This is a genomic window from Oribacterium sp. oral taxon 078 str. F0263 (genome assembly GCF_000469565.1).
Taxonomy (GTDB): domain Bacteria; phylum Bacillota; class Clostridia; order Lachnospirales; family Lachnospiraceae; genus Oribacterium.
This window is the reverse complement of record NZ_KI273098.1, coordinates 1-23,774: the sequence shown is the minus strand read 5'-3', so window position 1 is coordinate 23,774 and position 23,774 is coordinate 1. Positions and strand designations below refer to the sequence as shown.

General features: G+C 52.8%; 22 protein-coding genes and 2 pseudogenes. All 24 read left to right on the top strand.

All coding sequences use genetic code 11. The features are described 5' to 3' along the window. Positions 1–131, top strand: a 131-nt coding sequence (locus HMPREF1986_RS12810) for a Maff2 family mobile element protein (protein ID WP_021773334.1), incomplete at its 5' end; no start/stop codon positions are given. A gap of 20 nt (positions 132–151) precedes the next feature. Continuing rightward, positions 152–1,018, top strand: a complete 867-nt coding sequence (locus HMPREF1986_RS03255) for a VirB6/TrbL-like conjugal transfer protein, CD1112 family (protein ID WP_021773333.1) — start codon at positions 152–154, stop codon at positions 1,016–1,018. 21 nt (positions 1,019–1,039) lie between these two features. Beyond that, entirely contained in the window at positions 1,040–1,510 is a 471-nt protein-coding gene (locus tag HMPREF1986_RS03250) for a PrgI family protein (RefSeq protein WP_021773332.1), read from the top strand. After that, positions 1,407–3,380 (top strand): annotated as a pseudogene (locus tag HMPREF1986_RS03245) (VirB4-like conjugal transfer ATPase, CD1110 family); the annotation flags it as partial. The gene HMPREF1986_RS03250 and the pseudogene HMPREF1986_RS03245, both read left to right, overlap by 104 nt. Positions 3,381–4,113: 733 nt before the next feature. Continuing rightward, positions 4,114–5,997, top strand: coding sequence for a reverse transcriptase domain-containing protein (locus HMPREF1986_RS03240; protein WP_021773330.1), 1,884 nt, complete (start codon positions 4,114–4,116; stop codon positions 5,995–5,997). Between the two features lie 120 nt (positions 5,998–6,117). Then, positions 6,118–6,573, top strand: a pseudogene (locus tag HMPREF1986_RS03235) (VirB4-like conjugal transfer ATPase, CD1110 family); the annotation flags it as partial. Between the two features lie 3 nt (positions 6,574–6,576). Beyond that, positions 6,577–8,217 carry a C40 family peptidase gene (locus tag HMPREF1986_RS03230; protein ID WP_021773328.1) on the top strand — a complete coding sequence of 547 codons (1,641 nt, stop codon included), beginning with the start codon at positions 6,577–6,579 and terminating at the stop codon, positions 8,215–8,217. A 627-nt stretch (positions 8,218–8,844) separates the two neighbouring features. After that, on the top strand, positions 8,845–10,641 hold the full coding sequence (locus HMPREF1986_RS03225; protein WP_021773326.1) for a reverse transcriptase domain-containing protein: 1,797 nt from the start codon (positions 8,845–8,847) through the stop codon (positions 10,639–10,641). 238 nt (positions 10,642–10,879) lie between these two features. Continuing rightward, the gene (locus tag HMPREF1986_RS12500; RefSeq protein ID WP_051273864.1) at positions 10,880–11,188 is read left to right on the top strand and encodes a DUF4315 family protein; all 309 of its coding nucleotides are present in this window, start codon (positions 10,880–10,882) and stop codon (positions 11,186–11,188) included. Continuing rightward, complete coding sequence (locus HMPREF1986_RS12495) at positions 11,185–12,561, top strand: CD1107 family mobile element protein (RefSeq protein ID WP_021773324.1); 1,377 nt, start codon at positions 11,185–11,187, stop codon at positions 12,559–12,561. The genes HMPREF1986_RS12500 and HMPREF1986_RS12495 overlap by 4 nt, the downstream gene beginning before the upstream one ends. Next, positions 12,561–12,698, top strand: coding sequence for a hypothetical protein (locus tag HMPREF1986_RS13080; protein WP_021773323.1), 138 nt, complete (start codon positions 12,561–12,563; stop codon positions 12,696–12,698). Before HMPREF1986_RS12495 ends, HMPREF1986_RS13080 begins: the two co-directional genes overlap by 1 nt. After that, on the top strand, positions 12,667–13,797 hold the full coding sequence (locus HMPREF1986_RS12490; RefSeq protein ID WP_021773322.1) for a JAB domain-containing protein: 1,131 nt from the start codon (positions 12,667–12,669) through the stop codon (positions 13,795–13,797). The genes HMPREF1986_RS13080 and HMPREF1986_RS12490 overlap by 32 nt, the downstream gene beginning before the upstream one ends. Positions 13,798–13,922: 125 nt before the next feature. After that, complete coding sequence (locus HMPREF1986_RS03205) at positions 13,923–14,258, top strand: ArsR/SmtB family transcription factor (RefSeq protein ID WP_021773321.1); 336 nt, start codon at positions 13,923–13,925, stop codon at positions 14,256–14,258. After that, positions 14,242–14,817 carry a chromate transporter gene (locus HMPREF1986_RS03200; protein ID WP_021773320.1) on the top strand — a complete coding sequence of 192 codons (576 nt, stop codon included), beginning with the start codon at positions 14,242–14,244 and terminating at the stop codon, positions 14,815–14,817. Before HMPREF1986_RS03205 ends, HMPREF1986_RS03200 begins: the two co-directional genes overlap by 17 nt. Further along, positions 14,814–15,374 carry a chromate transporter gene (locus HMPREF1986_RS03195; protein ID WP_021773319.1) on the top strand — a complete coding sequence of 187 codons (561 nt, stop codon included), beginning with the start codon at positions 14,814–14,816 and terminating at the stop codon, positions 15,372–15,374. Before HMPREF1986_RS03200 ends, HMPREF1986_RS03195 begins: the two co-directional genes overlap by 4 nt. Positions 15,375–15,406: 32 nt before the next feature. Continuing rightward, positions 15,407–15,814 carry an iron chaperone gene (locus tag HMPREF1986_RS03190; protein ID WP_021773318.1) on the top strand — a complete coding sequence of 136 codons (408 nt, stop codon included), beginning with the start codon at positions 15,407–15,409 and terminating at the stop codon, positions 15,812–15,814. Between the two features lie 104 nt (positions 15,815–15,918). Then, positions 15,919–18,006, top strand: a complete 2,088-nt coding sequence (locus tag HMPREF1986_RS03185; protein WP_021773317.1) for a DNA topoisomerase 3 — start codon at positions 15,919–15,921, stop codon at positions 18,004–18,006. Then, positions 18,003–19,403 carry an ArdC-like ssDNA-binding domain-containing protein gene (locus HMPREF1986_RS03180; RefSeq protein ID WP_021773316.1) on the top strand — a complete coding sequence of 467 codons (1,401 nt, stop codon included), beginning with the start codon at positions 18,003–18,005 and terminating at the stop codon, positions 19,401–19,403. The genes HMPREF1986_RS03185 and HMPREF1986_RS03180 overlap by 4 nt, the downstream gene beginning before the upstream one ends. Next, positions 19,404–19,625 carry a transposon-transfer assisting family protein gene (locus HMPREF1986_RS03175; protein WP_021773315.1) on the top strand — a complete coding sequence of 74 codons (222 nt, stop codon included), beginning with the start codon at positions 19,404–19,406 and terminating at the stop codon, positions 19,623–19,625. It abuts the gene before it with no gap. After that, the gene (locus tag HMPREF1986_RS03170; protein ID WP_021773314.1) at positions 19,618–20,160 is read left to right on the top strand and encodes a DUF4316 domain-containing protein; all 543 of its coding nucleotides are present in this window, start codon (positions 19,618–19,620) and stop codon (positions 20,158–20,160) included. The genes HMPREF1986_RS03175 and HMPREF1986_RS03170 overlap by 8 nt, the downstream gene beginning before the upstream one ends. Next, positions 20,157–20,489: a plasmid mobilization protein gene (locus HMPREF1986_RS03165; protein WP_021773313.1), complete on the top strand. Its 333-nt coding sequence runs from the start codon at positions 20,157–20,159 to the stop codon at positions 20,487–20,489. Before HMPREF1986_RS03170 ends, HMPREF1986_RS03165 begins: the two co-directional genes overlap by 4 nt. Before the next feature lie 110 nt (positions 20,490–20,599). Beyond that, entirely contained in the window at positions 20,600–21,994 is a 1,395-nt protein-coding gene (locus HMPREF1986_RS03160) for a relaxase/mobilization nuclease domain-containing protein (RefSeq protein ID WP_021773312.1), read from the top strand. Positions 21,995–22,391: 397 nt separating this feature from the next. Then, positions 22,392–22,628 carry a hypothetical protein gene (locus HMPREF1986_RS03155; RefSeq protein WP_021773311.1) on the top strand — a complete coding sequence of 79 codons (237 nt, stop codon included), beginning with the start codon at positions 22,392–22,394 and terminating at the stop codon, positions 22,626–22,628. A 1-nt stretch (position 22,629) separates the two neighbouring features. Continuing rightward, complete coding sequence (locus tag HMPREF1986_RS03150; protein WP_081688426.1) at positions 22,630–23,616, top strand: restriction endonuclease PLD domain-containing protein; 987 nt, start codon at positions 22,630–22,632, stop codon at positions 23,614–23,616. Positions 23,617–23,774 lie beyond the last annotated feature (158 nt).

The window sequence follows — 23,774 nt, the reverse complement described above, 5'->3', positions numbered from 1 at the left end:
AGACCGCATCAAAGCCTTACCTATCGCTATCCGGCGCGAAGTCCCAGGGGATGAAGCAGCTGATGGCAGGCGGCGGTGTCGCCCTCATCGGCACGACCCTCGTCCCGCTTCTTTCCAGACTGTTCGGATGATGTAAAGGAGGTACCTGCCCTTGGAAGCACTGCTCCAGCAGCTGACGGACTGGCTCAAGGGAATGCTGGTGGACGGCATCATGAACAACCTTTCCGGGATGTTCGATGCCGTGAACCAGCAGGTAGCGGACGTGGCCACGCAGGTTGGGAGGACGCCGGCAAGCTTTTCGCCGGCGGTCTTCGGCCTCGTCCGAAACATCTCCGAATCGGTCATCATTCCCATCGCGGGCATGTTTTTAACTTTCATCGCCTGCTATGAGCTGATCCAGCTGATCATCGAACACAACAACCTGGCAAACTTTGAAACCTGGATCTTTTTCAAATGGATCTTCAAAACCTTTGTGGCGGTCATGCTGATTACGAACACCTTCAACATCACCATGGCGGTCTTTGATGTAGCGCAGCACGTGGTCAATGCCAGCGCCGGCCTCATCTCCGGCAGCACGGCGGTAGATGCCTCCACGCTGGATTCCATCCGGGATACGCTGGAGGCAATGGAAGTAGGGCCCCTGCTGGGACTGTTCCTGCAGAGCTTCATTGTGCAGGTCTGTACGTCCATCCTGTCCGTGGCGATCTTTGTCATTGTTTACGGCCGCATGATGGAAATCTACCTGATGACGAGCCTCGCGCCGATCCCGTTTTCCACCTTCGGGAACCGGGAACAGAGCCACATCGGGCAGAACTACCTGCGCTCACTCTTCGCCCTAGGCTTCCAGGGCTTCCTCATCATGATCTGCATCGGTATTTACGCAGTCTTAGTGCAGACGGTGGCATTTACCGACAACATCATCGGAAGCATCTGGGGCGTCATGGGATACACGGTGCTTCTGTGCTTTGCGCTGTTTAAGACCGGGTCCCTTGCGAAGTCAGTCATGTCGGCGCATTAAGGAAGGAGGTGACCGGAAACCATGGCTGCATATATCCCTGTCCCGCGAGATTTAACGCGGGTCAAATCCAAGATACTGTTCAACCTGACGAAGCGGCAGCTGATCTGCTTCGGGGCGGGAGCGCTGATCGGCGTCCCGTCCTTTTTTCTTTTAAAGCGCATCGGCAGCACCAGCGTGGCCGCGATGGGCATGATCCTCATCATGCTCCCCGCATTCCTGCTCGCGATGTACGAGCGGGACGGCCAGCCCCTGGAGGTGATCGCGAAGCACTTTATCGAGAGCAAATTCATCCGGCCGAAAGTAAGGCCCTATCAGACAGACAATTACTACGAGATCCTCTCCCGGATCTCGGAAGCGAAAAAGGAGGTAGACAGGATTGTTTCCGTTTATGAAAAAAGGAAGTCCCCGGCGGGACGTAAAGCTGCCGGGAAACATCTCAAAAAAGGACCGGAAAAGGGTCGAGGAGATCGTGGAGGCGGCAAGGAAAAATGACGGCGTACCCCGCACGGCGCAGCAGTCGATCCCGTTTGACCGGATGTTCCCGGACGGGATCTGCCGTGTGAGCGGCAATTACTACACAAAGACCATCCAGTTCCAGGACATCAACTATCAGTTGGCACAGCAGGAGGACAAGACGGCCATTTTTGAGGAATGGTGCGGGTTCCTGAACTTCTTCGACAGCTCCATCCACTTTGAGCTGTCCTTTATGAACATGGCGACGGACGCGGACAGCTTTGAGGCAAGCATCCGGATCCCTCTGGCGCACGACGGCTTTGACGATGTTCGCGAGGAGTATTCGGAGATGCTGAAGACACAGCTCTCCCAGGGCAACAACGGCCTTACAAAGACCAAATACCTGACCTTCGGGATCGAGGCGGATTCGGTGAAGCAGGCAAAGCCGCGCCTTGCCCATGTGCAGAATGACCTCTTAAACAATTTCCGCCAGCTGGGCGTCCGTGCCCAGATTCTGAACGGCAAGGAGCGCTTAAAGCTCATGCACGACATGTTCCACATGGGCGATGTGGAGGATAAGTTTCGTTTTGACTGGAAGTGGCTGGTAGGCTCCGGCCTTTCCGTAAAGGACTTCATCGCGCCGACGGCATTTGCCTTTCCCGGAAGCCGCATGTTCCAGATGGGGAGCCTGTACGGCTCCATGAGCTATCTCTCCATTACGGCATCGGACCTTTCGGACCAGCTGTTAAAGGATTTCCTCGATATGGATTCCAGCCAGATCATCACCATGCACATCCAGTCGGTGGACCAGACGGAGGCCATCAAGACCATCAAGCACACGATCACGGAGCTTGACCGGTCGAAGATCGAGGAACAGAAAAAGGCGGTGCGCTCCGGCTATGACATGGACATCATCCCTTCGGACCTTGCCACTTACGGTAAGGACGCGAAGTCGCTTCTGAAGGAGCTGCAGAGCCAGAATGAGCGTATGTTCCTTCTCACAATGCTGATCATGAATACCGGGAAGACCCAGCAGGAGCTGGAAAATAATGTTTTCCAGGCATCCAGCATTGCTCAGAAGCATAACTGCATGCTGAAAAGGCTTGATTACCAGCAGGAAAATGCCCTGATGAGCAGCCTGCCGCTGGCCAGCAACCTGATCGATATCCGCCGGGCGCTGACCACCAGCTCTACGGCGATCTTTGTACCGTTTACAACCCAGGAGCTCTTTCAGGGAAACAAGGAATCCCTGTATTACGGGCTGAACGCGCTCTCCAACAACCTGATCATGGTGGACCGGAAGGCGTTAAAGAACCCGAACGGCCTGATCCTCGGTACTCCCGGTTCCGGTAAGTCATTTTCCGCCAAGCGTGAAATCACGAACGCGTTCCTGGTAACCGATGACGATGTGATCATCTGCGACCCGGAGGCAGAGTATTCGGCGCTGGTACAAAAGCTGAAGGGTCAGGTCATCCATATCAGTCCGTCCAGTACGCAGTACGTGAATCCCATGGATGTTAATGATTTTTATTCAGAAGAAGATAATCCCCTGGCTTTGAAAGCCGACTTCATCCTCTCCCTCTGCGAGCTGGTGGTCGGCGGCAAGGAAGGCCTGCAGCCGGTGGAAAAGACGGTCATCGACCGCTGTGTCCACCAGATTTACCAGAAGTATTTTGAAAACCCGGTACCGGAGAACATGCCGCTCCTTGAGGATCTTTACAATGCCCTTCTCCAGCAGGAGGAAAAGGAAGCGAGGCACGTGGCGACGGCGCTGGAAATCTACGTCAAGGGTTCGCTGAACCTTTTCAACCACCGCACCAACGTGGATATCCAGAACCGCCTGGTCTGCTATGACATCAAGGAGCTCGGCAAGCAGCTGAAAAAGCTCGGGATGCTGATCGTGCAGGACGTGCGCTTTGTTTCTCGTTAATCTACGTAGAAATACGTAATAAAGCGAGACGGGTTCCGTAAAAAGAACTCGAACTCTGTATCTGATTCGGCAGGGGTAGTTCCTGTCTGACCCCGTGTGAGGGGTTACAAAAATTCTAATCTCCGACGTGCACCCATCGTGTCAGGTGGGCTGTGCGAAGCTCGGTGAAGAGCGGGGAAGAAGCTTGAGACAGCTTGGATAACCGCGGGAAGCTATAAAACAGTCATGCTGAGGATGTTTTGTTGCAACCGACAAATGTCCTGAATGTACGGCTCGTAAACGATGGGATGATCATACAGCCATCCTCCCCATGCGGGGTACTGCCGCCGTTGAAATTTGTCTTGGTGGAAAACGGCAGAAAACCATTAAGGTCGAATGTCACTGACATCAGATCACACTGGTCAGTGATGGCGGTCGGGTCAGAGGGACACAGCTAAAACTGTATGTAAAGCTAAGATACGGGGAACAAAGGAACCGCGAACGGCGCCTGACATATATGTCAGTGCAAGTAAGGTGACACCCTTGCCGCGCAGGTAGGAAATGACCTGTTAATTCGCGGGGCATCAGCCCGTAGTAGTGATGAAGCTCCTGTAATGGGAGTGGAGCGAAGGGGCATAGTTAATACGGATTTGTATGTGAACAGAAAGTCGAGGAAGCCGTAGGCGTACCTGACTTAAACCAGAAACACGACCTCGGAAAGGAGGTGGTGCGTATGGCACAACAATTCGACTACCCGAAAACCGAAACGGAATTACGCGCTCTGCTGGATAAGCTCTACCAGCAAAGCAGAGAGGCCAGAGACGCCGGAGAAAGGCCGGCATTCAAGGGGCTTCTCGAAATAATGTCAGCGGAAGCAACTATTGTTACAGCCATCCATAACATCAAGAGCAATCACGGAAGTGATACCCCTGGCGTTGATAACAAAACCATGAAACGGGATTATCTTCAAAGATCCTACAAATGGGTCATCAACGACATCCGGGCGGCTTTTGAGAAATTTGAACCGCAGAAAGTCCAAAGGAAATATATCGACAAGCCGGGCAAGAAGGAAAAGCGGCCGCTTGGGATTCCGACAATACGAGACCGTATCGTGCAGGAATGCATGAGAATCGTTATGGAACCCATCATGGAAGCGCAGTTCTTTGAGCATTCATACGGCTTCCGTCCCATGCGCGACACAGCAATGGCGCTTGAAAGGCTGAATTTCATCACTTTCCATACCGGGTATTACTGGTTCGTGGAAGGAGACATCAGCAAATGTTTCGATCATATCGATCACGCCACACTGCTGAGAAGGCTATACCACATGGGGATCAAGGACAGGCGGATGTTACAGATCATTAAACAGATGCTGAAAGCAGGGGTCCTCGACGAATGCGAGGTAAATGAAGAGGGAACTATGCAGGGTGGGATTATCAGTCCGCTTCTCGCAAATGTATACCTCGACATCATGGATGAATGGGTTACGCAACAGTGGGAATTAAAACACACTGAGCATGCGTACATTCAGGATTCCGCCAAGCGCAGGGCGCTGAAGAAAACAAATTTGGCACCCGGATTTCTGGTCAGATATGCAGATGACTTCGTGATCATCACGGACAGCCGCGAGCATGCTGAATTCTGGAAAGCATCTTTACAAACATTTCTGGAAACAGAAATGAAGCTGACATTATCCAAAGAGAAAACACTGATTACGGATGTAAGAAAGAAACACGCCTGTTTACTGGGCTACGAATTCAGAGTGGTCAAGGGAAAAGGTGAACACAGCTACGTTACAAGGACAAGGCCGGACAGAGAAAGACTCTGCAGGAAAGTAGACGCATTAACGGACAGCATTAAGAAAATCCCCCGCGAAACAAGCCGAGAGAAGCTGATCGATGAGATCAACAGAATCAACAGCCAGATCAGAGGGGTAATTCAGTATTACCAGTGCTGTACGTGGGTCAGCGTAAGCATGGATAAGTACGGTAGAAAGCTGCAGCTTGCCGCAAGTCGGCGGCTGAAGCAGTACAAAGGGAAATGGATTCCCGCAAGGGAAACACAGAACCTTCCCCGCGTGCACCAGAACTACCGGCAGAAACTGCCCTCGGTGAAATACCGGGACATCTATATCGGCGTCACTTCCCTTACGTTCTGCCAATGGCAGGAAACACGTGGAAAGAATCCAAAGGAAACGCCCTACACCGAAGAAGGGAGGGACATCAACTTCAGGCGGACGAAGAAAAAGCGGATTCAGGCAAGGCTTGATGAGCTTTACTCCGACAATGTATCAACTGACGTCCTGAAAGGCAAATGGGGGCACCTCAATAACTTTGAGTTTGTCATGAACAGAGCTTACGCCCTGAATCGTGACAGACTGAAATGCAGGGTCTGCGGGAAATGGCTGATTGACAATACACCGTATACCCATCGTATTAATCCGAGGCTTCCTTTGGACAGGGTCAATCGAGTCAACAATCTTATATCAGTACACAGGAAGTGCTATCAGGCAATCAACACGCCGGGCATGGACGTGAGTATCTTTGACGCAGACGCGCGAAAACGAATTAGGAAATACAGGGAAAAACCGGTTATTTCACATACAAGCAACAATTAATCCGTATTGATGGAGCGCCGTGTGCGGTGAAAGTCGCAAGCACGGTGCGAAGTGGGGGAAAACCTTGCCTGACTACTCCGCCTGACGGTAGAGCAAAAGCGCAGGGTTACCTATCACTATCAGGTCTGGGGCAGGGTTACCGCGAACCGCTCCGCCGGCAAGTCCACCCGCTACTATATGGATGAGTTCCATCTGCTTTTAAAGGAGGAGCAGACGGCGGCGTATTCGGTGGAGATCTGGAAGCGCTTCCGTAAATGGGGCGGCATTCCGACAGGCATCACCCAGAACGTGAAGGACCTGCTCTCCTCCCGGGAAGTGGAGAACATCTTCGAGAACTCCGACTTTGTGTATATGCTGAACCAGGCCGCCGGCGACCGGCAGATCCTGGCAAAGCAGCTCAATATCTCGCCGCACCAGCTCTCCTACGTGACGCATTCCGGCGAGGGCGAAGGGCTTCTGTTTTACGGAAATGTGATCCTGCCGTTTGTGGACCGCTTCCCACAGGATACGGAGCTGTACCGTATCATGACAACCCGCCTGAGTGAGACCGTAACCACAGCAAAGGAGGCATCGTAACACATGGATCAGGAAAAGTTTAGTCGGGATCGTCCCGGCAGGAGTTCTAATCTCGGTGAAAAGCTGAACACCGAAGGCAAAGCCAAAGCTGCCGCCGGGGCCAAGCTTCGCAGTGAGACCTCGGCCCACCAGCGGGCTGCCGGTGAGAAGATGCGCTTTGAAAAGGCTGTCTTCGAACCGGAGCCGGAGGGCGTCTCTCCCATGCAGAAGAAGCTGAAACGCACCGGTCATAAGAAACCGGCCGCCGGCCGTGCCGTGCAGATGACCGAAGGAAAGCTTCGTTCGGAGGTAAACCAGGCAAACGAGGACGATAACGTCGGTGTGGAAGCTACAAATGCCGGTTCCCAGGCAGCGGAGATGGTGGCGGATCAGGCGGGTGATATCGCCTCCAATGCCCTCTCCCGCTGGCGGCAGAAGCAGGCGATCAAGCAGGAGTATGCGGCGGCCAAAGCCGGAAGAAGTGCAGGAAATGCAGCCGGAGCGTCCGGTGCCGGTCAGGCGGCTGGCGGCGCTGCGGGAAATGCGGCCGGCAGTGCCTCCGCGAAAGGTGCAGGCAAGGCAGCGAAAGAAACGAAGAACGTCATGGAGAAAATGGCGGAATTCATTTCTTCCCACAGCCACACGATCCTGCCCCTTGGAGGACTGCTTCTGATTGTCATGGTGGTCTCCAGCGCGGTCAGCTCCTGTTCCCTGTTCTTCCAGGGCGGGGGCAACGTGGTGGTCGCCACGTCCTACACGGCGGATGACGAGGACATCACCGGCGCCGAAGCGGATTACTGTGCACTGGAAGCGGCTCTTCAGCGGCGGATCGACAACATCCGGTCGGAATACAGCGGCTATGACGAATACCGCATTCACACGGATCAGATTGGCCATAACCCTTATGAGCTTGCATCCTATCTCACGGTTCTCTTTGAGAATTACACCAGGGAGCAGGTGCAGGGAACGCTGCAGGAGCTTTTTGAAGGCCAGTATGAGCTGACCATAGAAGAGGAAATTGAGATCCGGACCAGAATCGAAACCCGCACGGTGGAGCACTCTTCCTATGATCCGGAAACCGGTGAGGAGGATTCGTGGACCGAAGAAGAGGAATACGAGGTGGAGTACGAATATTATATCCTCAATGTCACCCTCAAAAACAACGGCCTCGGCGCCGTGATCGCGGGATTCGGCCTGAATTCGGACCAGATGCAGCGCTACGGCATCCTTATGACCACCTATGGAAACAAGAAGGAGATTTTCGGAGATAACCCCTACGCCATCGTGGTGGAGGATGTGCTCCATTATGACATCCCGGGTGAGGCGCTGACGGATGAGCGGTTCCGCCGGATGATCACGGAAGCGGAGAAATATCTCGGCTCTCCCTACGTCTGGGGCGGCTCTTCTCCCTCCACCAGCTTTGACTGCTCCGGCTTTGTCAGTTGGGTCGTCAATCACTGCGGGAACGGCTGGAGCATCGGCCGGCAGACGGCGGAAGGCCTCCGGCAGTGCTGCTCCATCATCCCGAAGTCGGAAGCGAAGCCGGGCGACCTGATCTTTTTCAAGGGAACCTACAACACCAGCGGCGCTTCGCATGTGGGCATCTATGTTGGCAACGGGATGATGATCCACTGCGGCAACGTGCGCCCAGAAGGGCGGAAGTAGAAGTAGAGAAAGGAGGGATGCAACAAGGCACTACCCCGGAAGATAACCCGGGAACTCACCTGTCTAACCGATGAGCCGAAAGGCGTAACGGGAACAAAGCATGACAGGAAAGCGATAAGTCATCTAAAGGTAATTGGATGCGACTGAATCGTAAGAGTAAGTGAATATAAGGATGAAGCTGTACTTGCTGAATGTGAGTTTCGAGCCTCTGTTCAGTGTGGGCATAGGAAATTTACCTGAAACCTATGGTGCAGACTCTGTGAAATAGGGTTTCCATTTCACAGGTTATCGGATGTCGAAGAGGGTTGCCCTTCGGCAGGTTATCAAGAAAAGATGCACGGCGAGCCGGAGAACCGGTCTTAAAGAAACAAAAGCACATCCGACAATTCACATTGCCTACTACTTCCGCAAACTGGGGATTGCCTAAATCAGAGTGCCTCTAAAGGGCTATATGTAATCCGTCTCTGGCGGGACAAATCCCAAGGCTCAGCCAAGGGAGATGACATTGAATATCTGACATGGCAACGGAGTCCTCGTAGTAGTCCGAGAACGGGAAAGCCGTTCACATGGCGAAGGAGGACAGTTTGAGCGAATTAAAATCAACATTGATTAGGGAGGAAGGCCTCAATGAAACCAACAATCGAGATTTTAACCAAGTTACAGGAGAACTCAGCAAAAAATCATGACGAAATCTTCACGAAGCTGTTCAGATATACGCTTCGGGCTGATATCTACTATGTTGCCTATCAGAATCTTTACGCCAACAACGGTGCAGGGACGAAAGGTGTCAACGAAGATACGGCCGACGGCTTCAGCGAGGACTATGTAACCCGAATTATTGAATCCCTGAAGAACGGCACTTACACGCCCAATCCAGTCAGGCGAACCTATATCAGGAAAGCCAATGGAAAGATGCGTCCCCTGGGACTTCCCACCTTTACGGACAAACTGGTACAGGATGTGATCCGCATGATTTTACAAGCGGTATATGAGCCGGTCTTCTCGGACTATTCACACGGTTTTCACCCCGGCAGGAGCTGCCACACGGCTCTGTCACAACTGAAGAACGAGTTTGTTGGTGCCAAGTGGTTCGTCGAGGGTGATATCAAAGGGTGTTTCGATAACATCGACCATGCGGTGTTGTTGGAGATCATTGGCAGAAAAATCAAAGATGTCCGATTCCTGAATCTGCTCCGTGTCTTCCTGAAGGCAGGGTATGTAGAGGATTGGAAGTATTATGGAACTTACAGCGGTTGTCCGCAGGGCGGCATTATTTCGCCCATACTTGCCAATATCTATCTGAATGAACTGGACAAGTTTGTGGAGAAGCTGAAGAAGTTTTTTGATGTCAGAACGCCGCACACAGTCACACCGGAATATTTGGTGTTACAAAGGCAGAGAGCCAAAACGAAGCAAAAAATCGACAGGCGATCTGACGGTGAGGAAAGAAACAGACTAATTGCCTATTACAAGGAGGTCGGCAAGCTGATGAGGCAGACACCGGCGAAGCTTTGTAACGACAAAAAGCTGAAATATGTACGGTATGCTGATGACTTTCTGATTGCTGTTAATGGCAGCAAAGAAGACTGTGAATGGATTAAAGCCCAGCTCACGGAGTTTATCCGAAACACACTGAAAATGGAACTCAGTCAGGAGAAAACGCTTATCACGCACAGTAATGAATCTGCACGCTTCTTAGGCTATGACGTCAGAGTACGGCGCAGTCAGGAAGTAAAGCCATGGAAAAACACAAAACAGAGGACCATGAATCAGACCGTGGAATTACTGATTCCATTCAAGGACAAGATTGAAAAGTATTTGTTCTCTCATGGTGTTGTCAAACAGAGAGCAGACAACGGCAAACTTGAGCCGGTAGCGAGAGTTAATCTGACAAGGAATACGGACTTGGAGATAGTGACAACATATGATGCGGAGCTCCGCGGACTGTGCAACTACTACTTCCTTGCGAGTAACTATCGGAATATGAATTATTTCAGCTACCTGATGGAATACAGTTGTCTGAAAACCCTTGCGTGGAAGCATCGGTGTAAGCTGTCAAAGATATATGACAAGTACCGCACCGGAGCAAAGCGGTGGGGTATCCCGTACGAGACGAAAGCAGGAAAAAAGATCCGCCATCTCACGAAGTTCAACGAAGTGGACGGAAAGAAATGTGATGACATTGAGCCTGTTATGGTCACGATAATAGCCAACGCCCGAACTACCATAGACAGCAGGCTGAAAGCATGTAAATGCGAGCTCTGCGGCTATGAGGGAAAAGACAGGAAGTATGAAATTCACCATGTTAACAAGCTAAAAAATCTGAAAGGGAAAGAACCTTGGGAAGTGGTGATGATAGCAAAGAAACGTAAAACTCTGGTGGTTTGTCATGATTGCCATCAGAAGATTCATCACGGATTTTGAGTTTGAACGTAATGGAGCAACACAACGGCGAGCCGTGTGCATTGAGAGGTGCAAGCACGGTTCTGTGAGAGGACTGCGCAGACCTGCCGCCGAAATGCGGTAAGGCGGCGCTTTACCTACTCTCCCCCATCCAGTATGCCAGCTGCGAAACCTCGTACTGGCAGAGCCACTTTTATTGTTACGGGCGCCTTCCCTAAGTGCCCGTTTCCTGTTTTTGGAGGTGAAAAATTTGGACGAAATGAGACTGAAGCGCCTCGGAGAGGAGCTTTCGAAAGCCCGGAAACGCCGGGAGGAATGGGATGCGAAGGTCAGGGACCTGGAGCGCCGCTATAAGGAAGCCGAAAATACCTGCATTCACGACATGGTGCATGCGGCGAACCTGACGCCGGAACAGCTGGCGGAGCTGATCCGTGCGGCAGCCTCCGGTGTTCCCTATGTGCTGCCGGACCAGAATCCGGCATCTGCAGAGTCTGGAAACGGTGCCGGAACAGAGGATACAGACAGTTATTTTGACGATGAAGAGGAAAAGGAGGACATTTTACGATGAGAAAAGCAAGACTGGCCGCGCTTCTGGCGGCGGTGATGATCGGGGTGACGGCCCTTCCGACGGTGCCGGCATTTGCCTATACCAGGGAGGAGGCGGCAGCTGAAAGTGCGGCGAACAGCACTGAGAGTAAGGGAAACAATACTGAGAGTGCAGTTGACAACACCGAAAGCAAAGCTGATTCCACGGAAAGTGTGAAGGAATCTGCAGAGAGTGGAACTTCTGCAAAAGAGGCTGAAGACTCCGCATCCGCGCTCTCTCCCCTGCCCTTTGATGCGGAGCTCCTGGGAATGATCCTCCCGGAGATCGACGAGGAAACCATCGAGTTCCTGATGGACCATCCGAAGCTCCTGGTGGCATTTATTCCCACGCTGCATGTGACGCTGACCGAAAGCTCCCTCACCATCGCGGTAGATACGAATGAGCCGGCAGAGGATCCGGCAAGGACCGGTACGGTGACCACCAACGGCTCCAATTTAAATGTCCGGAGCGGCGCAGGCATCGACTTCAACATCATCGGAAAGCTTGCCAATGGTACCGAGATCACGGTGAAGGACGAAAAGGACGGCTGGTACCGGATCGAATTTCCCGCTGAATACGCCTATGTGTGCGGCAGGTATGTGAAGCTGAATGAGATTCCGGTGAAGGAAACGCAGGAAGGCACCACCTTTGATATCGACGGAAAGATGATCCTTTCCTTCCTGAAGACACTGGAGGAGCTCTTCCCGGAGGCACCGGAAGCCCCGGAGATCCATGGCCTCACGCCCGATGGCAACCTTACCCTGGTGGATGACATCGGCCCGGTGACCGGTGAAGGCCAGCAGTTCATCACACTGGTCACGAAAGCCGGTAATTATTTCTACCTGGTCATCGACCGCGATGAAAAAGGAGAAGAAACCGTACACTTCCTGAACCTTGTGGACGAGCGCGACCTCTTTACGCTGATGGAGGAAGACGAGCAGAACGCCTATAACGAAAGGCTCGCCGCGGAGCAGGCCGCCAGGGAAGCGGCTGAGCAGGCGGCGAAGGAATCCGAAACCGCCGGATCCGGTGAGGGTGACGGAAAGACCGGCGAGGAGCAGTCCTCAGGCGGCAGGCGGAACATGCTTCCCTTTCTCCTGATCCCGCTCATCCTGGCAGGCGCCGGCGGCGGATGGTTCTACCTGCAGACGAAAAAGAAGAAACAGGCGGCATCCGCACCTGACCCGGACGCGGACTACAGCGACGACGAGGATGAAGAGGATTACAGCGCCGGGGATGCTGAGGAGGAGCCTGTCAATGACGGTGATTACGGCGACGATCCCTACGAGGCGGAGCTCCTCGGGGATGATGCCGATGCGGACGGCGGCATCCCGGAAGAAACGGAGGAAGCGTGATGACCGTAGTCATGACACCGGAGGAGCTTCGCGACTATATCCGCTTCATGCCGGCCGACGAAGTCCTCCGGATCACCATCGAATATAGGGAGGCAGAGAAGGAAAATGGCGGAGAAGGAAGCACAGAAACGCTATAAGTTCAAGGAAGTCTGCATCCGGCTCACGGAGGGGCATCCGCTTTTTTCGGACCAGCCACTCTCCTCCCCGATGGCCGCGCTGGATGTGATGCGGCGGGAAATGTCGCAGTATGACCGGGAGGTCCTCTGCGTCATCAACATGAACAACCGGCTTAAACCGATCAATTTCCATGTGGTGAGCGTCGGGGACCTAAGCACTTCCATCGCGGCGATCCCGAACATCCTGAAGGCGGGGATCCTCTCCAATGCGGGTTCCTTCCTGCTCCTGCACAATCATCCGTCCGGCGACGTCAGCCCCTCCAGGGAAGACATCGAGCTAACGAAGAAGGTGATCGAAGCCGGCAAGATCCTGGGGATCCCCTGCATGGACCACATCGTGATCGGCGGCGGAAGCGGCAGCTACTGCAGCATGCGGGAGGCGCAGCTGGCAGACTTCAGCAACCAGATCATCTCCATGACGGCGGAGGACATCCTGCACGTCGCGGATGATCATCAAACTTACGAAGGAGGAACAGAAACAATGCCTGAAAACGCAAGAAATGACGCGCAGGTGCCGGATTTCGTGCAGGAAGCCGAGGCACAGCTGGCAAAAGAAGCTACAGAAGGCAAAGAAAGCCAGGCACCAAAGCGAGAGGAGGTCACAATCAAGTTCGGCAAGGGCCTCGCAGAACCTTTTACCGCCAAAGACGGCCGGGATTTCACCCGGATCATGATCCCGAACGCGGACAAAGCAGACAAGACGCCCTGGGCGAGCTTCGTGTTGCCCTCCAAAGCCGTTCACGAGAACCAGTATGGAAAAGGCCTCTGGGCAAAGATCCCGGCGAACGGCACCACTGTGGTCACTAAGCCGGTCCTGAAGGGTCAGGACGAGCAGGGAAAGAACATCTGGGAGGATACGAAGACCCAGATCCCGAACCGGGAGCTGAAGAGCATGGTCGAGGCCTACAAGACCAGGGCCCCGCAGGAGAAAAGCGCGGAACCCAGGGAATCCGCCAGGGAAAAGCTGGATGCCCTCGTGAAGGACACGGCAGAGAAGCTCTCCGTGGATAAGAAGCCGAAGGTGAAGGCAAAAGCGAAGACCAAGGGGCCGGATCTTTAAAAACCCTGACTAAGGAAAGAGGCGGCGAGATCCGCCTCGATACATAGGACCCAGAGTAATTAAGTGTTGACTAAGTCACTGCACGAAGATATAATTTAGCCAGCACTTAATCAAAGAGGTGATGTATGGACATATCTTTGTATCTGAAAGCCCTGGGTGAACCCACCAGATACTCCATTTTTCAACAGCTTCTGATCCGGAAGCATTGCGTACGTTCCCTTTCCAAAAAACTGGGAATCACAGAATCCGCCATATCCCAGCATATGAAGGTGCTGCGCGAAGCCGGGCTCGTCTATGGAGAGAGATATGGCTACCATATCCATTATCTGCCGAGACAGGAGGCTCTCGATGAGCTGAGCATGGCTTTTGACGAGATGAAGAGGCAGTCGCGGGAGCTCTGCCGGGATCCTGAAATCTGTCAGTGTGAGTACCGGGAGGCAGAAAATGAACATTCTTTCTGACCTGTTTCTGAGTTTTGCCAGGATCGGGCTTTTCACATTCGGCGGCGGGTATGCCATGATCTCCCTGATCGAAAACGAGTGTGTAGAGAAAAAACAGTGGATCACTCATGACGAGATGATGAATATCACCGTCATCGCTGAATCCACACCAGGTCCGATCGCCATCAACTGCGCCACCTACGTCGGATATAAACAGAAAGGATTCAGAGGAGCTCTGGCTGCGACGATCGGTATGATACTTCCCTCCTTCTGCATCATCTTCGCGATCTCCATGTTTCTGGATCACTTTCTTGAGATCCGGTGGATCGCCCATGCGTTTCAGGGAATCAAGATCGCTGTCGGAATTCTGATTCTGGATGCGGCAGTCAAAATGCTTAAAAAGATGCCAAAGAAGCGGATGCCACGAGCCTTCATGTTCTGTGCTTTTGCGGCAATGCTGATGATCAATCTCTTTTCTCTCCGGTTCTCTTCCATCATCCTGATGCTGTCAGCCGGGCTCACCAGCCTGATCATTTATATGGCGGAAAAGCCTGCGGCGAAGGGAGGTGCCGGAGCATGATCCTTCTGGACCTTTTTGCCGGTTTTCTCAAGGTCGGCTGCTTTGCTTTCGGCGGCGCGTACGGAGCGATCCCGCTGATCCGCGATGTCGTACTATCCTACGGATGGCTGGATGAGGAGATGCTGACCTATATGATTGCCGTGAGCGAAAGCACACCGGGACCGATCATGGCAAACCTGGCTACCTATGTGGGCAGTTCCCAGGCCGGAATCCCCGGTTCCCTGATTGCGACGCTTGCTGTCGTGCTGCCTTCTTTTATCATCATACTGCTGATTACGGCGCTACTGAAGACAGTTTTGAAAAATCCCTATGTACAGGCGGTACTTCGCGGCCTGAAGCCCTGTATGATCGGTATCATCCTGGCAACGGGTGTGTTCATGATCTTTAAAAACGGAATCATTCTCCAGGATCATATCCTTCTGATCCGTCCTTTGATTCTGACTGTAGTTCTTGGAGTCATATACTTTGGATCCAGAAGGGTGAAAAAAGGCGGAATATCGCCTATACTGCTGATCTGCCTGTCTGCTGCGGCGGGAATAGCGGCATATGGGATTTAACATGCCAGGGTTTTTGTTTGAAAGGAGTTATCATGTGGAAATCTCCGAACTGCGGCAGAGAATTTAAAAACATCAATCAGAGCCATTACTGCGGTAAGAAACCGGCAACAATTGACGAATATATCCTGACGCAGGATGAGGAAAAGCGAGCGGATCTGCTCGAGGTGAGAAGGATCCTCAAAGCTGCGCTCCCTGATGCGGAGGAGCGTATATCGTGGAGCATGCCGACATACTGGAAGAGCCATAACATCTGCCACTTCGCAGCAAGCAAAAATCATATCGGCTTTTATCCGGGGTCAGAAGCGGTTGCGGCCTTCGCAGATGAACTGCAGCAATACAGCACGGATAAAGGAACCATCCGGATCCCCTATGGAAAAATTGATGCGGATCTGATTGGAAAAATCGCAAAGTGGTGCCTGGAGACCGACCACCATGCTTAAGCATTAACAAAATCGAGCCTTTTTATCTCATACATAGCACTCACAGGACAATCTCCTGCGGGTGCTTTCTTTTTGCCCAAATCAGAAGAAGGAGGAACAACCCCATGAAACTTGTCATTGCCGAGAAGCCCTCGGTTGCCCAGTCCCTGGCCCGCATGATCGGCGCGACGAAGCGCCAGGATGGTTATCTCGAGGGAAACGGATACCTGGTCAGCTGGTGCGTCGGCCACCTGGTGGAGCTCTCCGCGCCGCAGCGCTATGATGAACGCTATACCAAATGGCGGCTGGAGGACCTGCCGATCCTGCCGGAAAACTTCCTGTACGAAGTCTCTGCCGGGACCAGAAAGCAGTATCAGATCCTGAAAGGCCTGATGGAGCGGCCGGATGTGGAGAGCCTCGTCTGCGCCACAGATGCCGGACGTGAAGGAGAATTGATCTTCCGCCTGGTTTACAACCAGTGCCGGTGTAAGAAGCCCTTTGAACGGCTGTGGATCTCCAGTATGGAGGACGCGGCCATCCGGGAAGGTTTCGCGAAGCTGAAGCCGGGAACTGCATATGATGCCTTGTACGAGGCAGCCCTTTGCCGGGAGCGTGCCGACTGGATCGTCGGAATGAACGCCACCCGGCTTTTTTCATGCCTGTATGGACAGACGCTGGCGGTCGGACGCGTGATGACGCCGACGCTCGCCATGGTGGTGGAACGGGACGCGAAGATCGCTGCCTTTCGCCCGGAGCCCTTCTGGACCGTGCAGATCACGGCAGGTGGAGTCACGGCGGCAAGTCCCCGCTACGCGAAAAAGACGGATGCGGACAACCTGGCCGCGCTCTGCCTGGAGGAGGGAAAGGCCATGATCCGGACGGTTGAGACAAAAGAAAAGCTGGAGAAGCCACCTCTTCTCTATGACCTGACCAGCCTTCAGCGCGACGCGAACCGAATCCTTGGCTTCACAGCCCAGCAGACCCTGGATTACACCCAGAGCCTCTATGAAAAGAAGCTGGTCACCTACCCCAGGACCGACAGCCGCTACCTCACGGACGATATGCGGGAAATGCTGCCGGAGCTGATTACTTCCGTCGCCGGGAAATACAGCTTCGCTGGCAGTGAGCTTCGCATCGAACCTGCCCGCCCGGAATCGATCTTTGACAGCGGCAAGGTCACAGACCACCACGCGATCATCCCCACAAAGACCATGGCGGGCAGCGACTTAAACGGCTTGTCTGCCGGCGAAAAGGCGGTTCTTCAGCTGGTTTCCGCGCGTCTTCTCTCCGCTGCGGCAGAGGATCACCGCTATGCGGAAATAACCGTACGGCTCACCTCCGGAGCCGAAGAATTTATCAAAAAAGGCAGAACCATCCTCACACCTGGCTGGAAAGCCATCTGGCAGCATTTCTATCCGGAGAAAGCGAAGGATGAGGAAGCTGCAGGTCCCGTGCCGGCGGAAGGAAGCCTGGTCAATGTTGAAGCCGCGGAAGTGAAGGAAGGCAAGACCTCTCCGCCGAAGTATTTCACGGAAGACACGCTTCTCTCTGCTATGGAGACTGCCGGTGCAGAAGAAACCCCGGACGAAGCGGAACGCAAAGGCCTGGGCACTCCCGCCACCCGCGCCGCCACCATCGAAAAGCTGGTCCAGCGCGGATTCATTGAGCGGAAGGGCGACCGGAAGACGCGCCGGCTCGTGGCGACGGATAAGGGAACATCCCTGATCACGGTCATGCCGGAGCAGATCCAGTCCCCGTCCATGACGGTCGAATGGGAGCAGAAGCTCCTGCAGGTTGAGCACAGGGAACTCGGCGCGGAGGAGTTTATGAACGGCATCGAAGGCATGATCGCCGGACTGGTTTCAACGTATAAAAAAGTGAAAGGAGCGGATGCACTGATGAGCAGAAACAAAGTAATCGGCACCTGCCCGCACTGCGGCGCAGAGGTGCTGGAACGGCAGAAAGGGTGGTTTTGCAGCAAACGGGAATGCCGGTTCGTGCTGTGGAAGGACAACGCCTATTTCACGAAGATCGGAAAGCGCATGACCGGCCAGATCGCGGAAAAGCTCCTCCGGGACGGGCGGGTCCGTCTGAAAGATTGCAAGAGCCAGAAGACCGGAAGGACCTACAACGCCGATCTCCTGCTTTCCACTGAAGACGACGGCAGGCCGCGGTTTTCCATGGAGTTTGAGGACCGGAAAGGCGGGAAATGATGGCGGAAAAAGAAAACAGCAAGGCGCCGCATCCTTCCCAGCTCGACAAGGTAAAGGAGATCACCGACAAACTGGAGGCCGGTATCCACGAGCTCATGGAAAGCGCCAAGTTCAAGGAATACCTGAAGTGCCTGTCCAAGTTCCACAACTATTCCCTCGTCAACACGATCCTGATCGCCATGCAGAAGCCGGACGCCACCCTGGTGGCCGGCTACACGGCCTGGAAGAATCAGTTCGGCCGCCAGGTGCAGAAAGGTGAGACCGGCATCCGGATTCTGGCGCCGACACCCTATAAGAAAAAGGTGGAGGTTGCCCTGGTGGATCCTTCCACCGGACAGGCGCGGATGAATCCGGACGGGACGAAGGCGACAGAGCTGAAGGAAATCATGGTGCCGGCCTTCAAGGTGGTCAATGTTTTCGATGTTTCCCAGACCGACGGCCGACCGATCCCTTCCATCGGCGTGAATGAGCTGACCGGCGATGTCCGCCAGTACGATATGTTCCTGGAAGCGCTGAAGCGCACCTGTCCGGTTCCCATCGGTTTTGAGCAGATCGACTCCGGTGCGAAGGGATATTACCACACGGTGGATCACCGGATCGCTCTGCAGGAAGGCATGAGCCAGATCCAGACCATCAAGACGCTGATCCATGAGATGACCCACGAGCATCTGCATTCGAAGGATCCGAAGGAACTGCCGCCGGAGGAACCAAGGCTCACGAAAAATGCCAAAGAGGTCGAGGCGGAATCGGTCGCCTACACTGTCGCCCAGCACTACGGCATTGAGACCAGCGATTACAGCTTTGCCTATATCGCCGGCTGGTCGGCTGGCAAGGATACGCCGGAGCTGAAAGCTTCCCTCGACCGGATCCGCATGGCGGCGGATGAGCTGATCACCGGGATCGATGCGCAGCTTCAGATCCTGCAGAAGGAAATGGGGCTGGATGTGCAGGAAGCACCACAGCCAGAGCTGCCGGTGCCGGGACTGCAGGAAAACGGTTTCTACCGCTACTACTCCACCCAGCGTCCGGTTGACATCGGGACATTTCCGAAACCGCCGAATAACAAACCGGTGGAAATCCACAATTACGACGCGGACAGCCGCATCCCCGTGGAAAACGGCATGATCCAGGCATGGGGCTATATCGAGTATCCGAAGCCCCTCACCGAAAAGCAGGTCAGCGATTATGAACTCCGCCCTGCCCCGGCGAGATTTACGGAAAAGGAAGTCCGGGAATCGCAGAAACATGACATTGGATCAGGAGAACAGGACATTCAGAAAGAAAAGAAGTCTGTCCTGAAAAATCTCACAGCTAAGAAACCCGAAGATAAGGGAACACCCACCAAGGGAACAAATGCATCCCGTAAAACACGTAAACCAAAGGAGGAAACGAGATAAATGTTTACCGTTGAAGAGATTACCCTGCTCCGCGCATTTGACACATCCACTCGCCGCACGGCGGTCCTCTCTCTCATGAATGAGATGGGGATGATGGAGGACATGGAACTGATTTCCCAGTGCCTGAGCATGGTGAAGAAACTGGAAAGCATCACCGACACGGAATTTTACGCTGTCGATTTCACCGTCTATGACGAAGATGAGGAGGACGAGCATGAGTAAATGGGATGAAGCCCACACCGAGCCACTGCATGATCACCCGGCAGAAAAGGATCAGCTGGTCGCGGCGATGGAAGCCGCCGGCTATGTGCTGGACACACTGGAGAGCACGGAAGACAATCTTCGTTTCTATGGCGCATACGGCAATCTTTTGACCATGGGCGGCTGGCACGAGTGTGAAGAATGGTTGAACGGTGTCGTGTTCGACGATCCGCAGGTCAGCGACCGAGTCGAGATCATTCTGCATCCGGAGAGATTTCCGGAACGGGATCCGCAGCGGGCAGCACTTCGGTCGGTAGAGGATGCAGTAGAACAGAACGATAATTCTCTGGACGGCATCATCAACAACATGCCCCAGCCGGATCCGGCGGAAGCGCTGCGCCAGCAGTCAAGAGAATCCGAGGCATCCGAAGAACGCCGCTCCGTCCTGGAAGCACTGAAGGAACGGCAGGCGGAAGCAGCCAGAGAGGCGGAAGGCAAAACCAGAAAACACGTTTTCGGACGAAGTAAAGAAGAGGAGGTGCCGGTGAGAGTATGAAAGAACGAAATCAGGAAATTCATGTGCTCTGGACGCCGGAGGAAATGAACAGGCTCCGGGAAAAGATGGCGGAAGCCGGCGTGAAAAACCGCAGCGCCTATGTCCGCAAGCAGACGCTGGATGGCTATATCGTGAAGCTTGATATGGACGATATTCATGAGATGATTCATCTTCTCCGGAACGCCACCAACAATCTGAACCAAGTAGCCAAAAAGGCAAATGCGACCGGCAGCATCTATGGCGCGGACATCGCGGATCTGCAGGTCAAACAGGATCAGATTTGGGAAAACGCCAAAGAGATCCTGGCAAGAATGGCAGCAATACAGTAATGCGCGAGAAGTCGGGGATTGTGCCGGATGAATTCCGGTGCGATCCCCGTATTTTTTCATTCGGAAGTATTGTGCTGTAATGAAATTGAGCGTTTACGGAGGAGAATCTAATGGCAGCGACAAGACTGATTGCGCTTCATGCAAACAAGGGACGTACGATAGCGCAGAGCCTCGGCGACCGGACGGACTACGCGAAGAATCCGGAGAAAACAGAAAAAGGGGAACTGGTCACGGCCTATGGCTGCGATCCGATGACGGTGGATGAAGAATTCCTTCTGCAGAAAAGACTGTATCTGCAGATTACCGGGAAATCCCAAAAGAGCGATGTCATCGCCTATCAGATCCGGCAGTCTTTCAAGCCCGGTGAAGTCACTCCGGAAGAAGCCAATCGCCTGGGGCATGAGCTGGCTATGCGGTTTACAAAGGGGAAGTATTCCTTCATCGTGGCAACACATACGGACCGGGCGCACATTCACAATCACATTGTGTTTAATTCCACAGCCATGGACGGGAGCAGAAAGTTTAAAGATTTCTGGTTCTCAGGTCTGGCACTTCAGCGGGTGAGCGATCTTGTTTGCCTGGAAAATGGTCTATCGGTCATTACACCGGCGCCATACTCTGAACGGCAAAAGCGCACCACCTATCCGAAACGGGAAACCTTCCGGTCCGCGATCTGCAGCGACATTGATCGTGCGCTTCATAAAAGGCCGAAGGATTTTGATGCTTTCCTCCTTGAAATGGAGCGCCTTGGATATGAAGTGAAGTGCGGAAAACACACTGCCATAAAAGGAAAGTCACAGAAACGGTTCATCCGTCTTTCTTCTCTTGATGAGGGTTATACGGAGGCGGATATCCGCGCAGCCATTGCAGGAGAAGCAAGGCAAAAACCTGTAGCGCAGGCCGCTCATCGTAAAGAAAGATCCGTCAATCTTCTGATCGATATCCAGGCAAAACTCCAGGAAAAGGGAGCCGGCTATGCCCGCTGGGCCTCCGTCTACAACCTGAAGCAGATGTCCAAGACCCTCCTCTTTCTCCGGGATCATAAAATCGAAAATCTGGATCAGCTGCAGGAACTCGCCTCAGAGAAAATGGAAAAACGGGACGCACTGCTCTCTTCCATTCAGGCATCGGAGAAGCGGCTCGCGGAGATCGCGACGCTGAAGAAGCACATAATCAACTATTCCAAGACCCGGGAAACCTATGAGTCCTACCGGAAGGCCAGCTACAGCCGGAAGTTCTTTGAAGCCCACCGCGAGGAAATCACACTCCACAAGGCAGCCAAGCAGGCTTTTGACGAGCTGGGTGTAAAGAAGATCCCGAAGGTAAAAGAACTTTCCGCAGAGTACGCGGAGATCCTCTCCGGCAAGAAGGCTGCCTACGCAGAGTACCGGAAAATCCGGGATGAGGCACAGGAACTTCTGATCGCCAAGCGCAATATGGATTCCCTGTACGAAGCTGAAAATAAAGAAGAACAACAGACAAGACAGCAGGAAAAACAGCATTAACCTATCGGAGCCGGATACCGGATTTTGCCGGTGTCCGGCTCCGTTCTTTTTTATTATTTGGAGATCTTCCTGTAGTCAATATAAGCGTTTCGCAAGAAACGCGCAGCCGCACAAAGTGCGATCTTAAGGGTTTGGGATATCCCAACGAGACCGTTCCGATGGAAAACCATCCATCGGGACACTGCTCGCCCGGTACTGGATTATTATCGGGAAACGATTTGGAAAGGCGGGTAATAGTGCCATTTTCCACTTAATATATTCCCGATAAGTTTGTGTGTGATGGCTCATTGGGGGATGTAGTCACGATCCTTGATATTATTCGCGCTTTAGCTTATAATATATTATAGCTTTTTATAGCGATTAGAGAATGCCAACTGGGGTTCATTGCGAGGCTGCTATGGAATACTTATCTCTTCATCAAACAGCAGACAAATGGGGAATATCGGTTCGCAGAGTACAAACGCTTTGTGCAGGTGATCGGATACCGGGAGCTGTGAAAATTGGTTCGTACTGGGCAATCCCTGCGGATGCGGAAAAGCCGAAGGACGCCAGAATAAAAAGCGGCAAGTACCTCGGTGTCAGAAGAAAAACAAGAGGAAAAAAAGAAAAGCAACAAAGCTTTACGGAGGTGTGATATGGAGCTACTCTATTCAAATATTCTTCCTCTTGGCACGGAAGAAGGACAAGAAACCATAATCGATACTTTTGGAGAACAGATCTCAAAATCAGATTCTGTTGAAATTGCTGTCGGATATACATCAGCGGCCTCAATCTCTGAACTTGAGATGTTGGTGGATAAATGGGACATAAAGCATATTCGCCTTACGATAGGAATGTATTTTGTTGATGGAATTCCGGAAGGAGCCTATCATACGGCAATCAAACTCAATCAGAAATGGCGGGAGTCAGGCATCGGAGAAATACGGATTGTCAAAGCATTCAAGTATCACGGAAAGGTATACTGCTTCTACAAAGAGGGAAAGCCAATCTCGGCAATAATAGGGTCGGCAAACCTTGGTGCTATTAAACTTGAGGCGACCAACAGGCGGCAGTATGAGCTTTCGGCAATTACAACAGACGAAAAAGAACTGGCTGATATTGACAAACACATACGGAAACTTAATGAGCCGATATGCTCTGAAAATATTGCTGAGATAAAGGGAATGCCGCTTATTAGGGAAGTCAATACTGCCCTCAACGGTATAGAACTCGTGACATCGGTCCCTCAGACAAATGTGGCGTTTTATGAAAGATGCAGGGCATATGTTTCGTTCTTGCTTCAGCTTAAGGTTCCCAGAGCGGATGAACGGCACATGGATGATGGAAAACATTTTACAAAATCAAACATCAATGTCTGCTATGCGGCACCTCGGAGCAAGAGAAAAGCTCGCGATTGGTATGAGACCCAGCTGACGGTGGGTGCAGATATTTACAAGATGGAAGGATACCCGGAAAAGAATAAACCATTCTTTGTTGTTACGGATGACGGCTATTGGTTCAAGGCACACACAACAAGCGATAATAATAAGCAGTTCAGTGCTGTTGGAGATGAGCTTATTATGGGGCGTTGGCTGAAAGGCAGACTTGCCGCCGCGGATTGTAAAATCAACCTGAACACCTGAACATTGAAAAATCCATAGAGTCTTTCCTTTAGTAGAATGTAGTTGCGAACAAACAACCTACAAGGAGAGATCTCTATGGATCAACTACAGTCTACTACAACTGAAAGGAAAAAGGGACAACATCTTACATTTGAGGAACGGGTAATTATCCAGACCCG